Source organism: Cupriavidus sp. 05N40 (genome assembly GCF_056397305.1).
Map to the genome: position 1 here is coordinate 1 of NZ_JBFTND010000440.1, position 1,291 is coordinate 1,291.

The 1,291-nt window shown below is 58.6% G+C and carries 1 protein-coding gene; it reads right to left on the reverse strand.

Annotated elements, in window-relative coordinates:
• Window positions 1-588 precede the first annotated feature (588 nt).
• On the reverse strand, window positions 589-1,291 hold a 703-nt coding region (locus AC1DO7_RS41325; RefSeq protein ID WP_477117581.1), incomplete at its 5' end, for an enoyl-CoA hydratase.

The following is a 1,291-nucleotide window of genomic DNA, read 5'->3' on the forward strand; positions in this document are numbered from 1 at the left end:
CTCTTCAGTTCAATACCTGTGTGGTGCCGAAGCACCTCGCTCTTTCGAGCGGTCGCTCACTCTCAGAAAACTGACTCGATCCTCCCGAAGAAGAACCGAACATGTTTTACTGTGCGAGCACTTTATAACTTGTAAGCTCCAGTGCTTGCGCACCGGGCATCCGCTATCAAGCGCCCACACTTATCGGTTGTTTGTTTGTTAAAGAACTTGCCGCGRYTCGCTTTGCTTACCGCGTCGCTGCTTTGTTGTCAGCAGCAGAGAAACGAGATTATGAAGAACTTTCTACGTTTCGTCAACAGGTTTCGCAATCTTTTTTTGCTCCGGTTCGCCGCGCTATCCGCACCGCCAACCTCACCCGTTCACCCCGCAACCCTTGTCCCGTCTGCTTTGCAGCCGCGCTTCGTGTTGCGAGGGAGCGAATATTAAGGTCCCGACTCCGCCTTGGCAACCGTTTTGTCACAGAATCATGAGTGGCATCCGCGATCGCGGGAAGCAAGCCTTTGATATTCAAAGGAAATATGGCTTTTCAGAAAGTCGCGGAGAAAGGAATACCCAATTGAGTTACTCGGGTATTTCCCTATCAAGTTTTTAGCGATGGCGGAACTCGGGTGCTCGTTTCTCCACAAACGCCGCCATTCCCTCCTTCTGGTCGTCCGTCGCAAAGGTCGAATGGAACAGGCGCCGTTCCAGATGCACGCCTTCGCTCAGGCTGGTTTCGTAGGCGGCGTTGATCGACTCCTTGATCATCATGACGACAGGCAGGGAAAAGCCGGCAATCGTCTCCGCCGCGCTCACGGCTTCATCCAGCAGCTTGTCGGCAGCAACCACGCGCGACACCAGGCCTGCGCGCTCGGCTTCGGCCGCATCCATCATGCGCGAGGTCAGGCACAGGTCCATGGCCTTGGCCTTGGAGACGGCGCGCGGCAGGCGCTGCGTGCCTCCGGCGCCCGGCATGGTGCCCAGCTTGACTTCCGGCTGGCCGAAGCGGGCGCTGTCCGCCGCGATGATGATGTCGCACATCATTGCCAGCTCGCAGCCGCCGCCCAGCGCGTAGCCGGCCACCGCGGCAATCACCGGCTTGCGGATGCGGCGGATGGTTTCCCAGTTGCGCGTGATGTAGTCGCCCTTGTACACATCCATATAGGAGTACTTGGCCATCATGCCGATATCGGCACCGGCGGCGAAGGCTCGCTCGCTGCCGGTGATGACGATGCTGCCGATGGCGTCATCGGCGTCGAACGCCAGCAGGGCGGCACCCACTTCGTCCATCAGGGCATCGTTGAGCGCGTTG